Annotated in this window: 1 protein-coding gene; it reads right to left on the bottom strand. The window is 57.3% G+C overall.

The features are described 5' to 3' along the window. Positions 1-9: 9 nt before the first annotated feature. The coding region (locus EP380_RS23415) for a transposase (RefSeq protein ID WP_238720045.1) at positions 10-565 on the bottom strand (556 nt) is incomplete at its 5' end.

The following is a 565-nucleotide window of genomic DNA, read 5'->3' as shown; positions in this document are numbered from 1 at the left end:
GGGTCTGCCTCACTTTGTGTGGAGATCGGACAATTGGATGGGCATCATCCGCGCTCTGAGAAGCTCTGCACCCGCTCGGCCATACATAGCGCGCTTGATCGTCTTCAGTCGGTTGATCTGACCTTCCGCTTGACCATTGCTCCAAGGCAGGTCGATGGCGTTACAGACGGCGTCGATATCGCGGCGAAGGACGCGGGCAAAACGGGCCAGGAAAACCAGGCCAGAATGAATGGCATCATCAATCCAATCTTCGAGCCTTGCCGAATTTCGGCTATGAAATATTCCGCGAAACCGCATGGATAAGCTGCGCAAAGTCGCAAAGGTATCTGATCCCTGCTTGAGGGCGTCCACTTTCCGCTCTTGATTGACGGTCAGCGCGCCGCGCGGCTTGATGCAGAGAGCAGCGGCGACAACCGGCGAGATCCAGTGGCCAGTGTGCGGATCACGCACAGGCGCATTATCGTATGTACTGTCGACGACGCCAACCCGAGCCGGCGCCGCATCATCCTTATCCTTATCCTTATCCTTATCCTTATCCGATTCCGGTCTCTCGGCGCGGCGCCAG

Source organism: Nitratireductor alexandrii, from assembly GCF_004000215.1.
Lineage (GTDB): Bacteria > Pseudomonadota > Alphaproteobacteria > Rhizobiales > Rhizobiaceae > Mangrovimarina > Mangrovimarina alexandrii.
The sequence above is the reverse complement of the archived record's forward strand: the minus strand, read 5'-3'. Positions and strand labels throughout refer to the sequence as shown.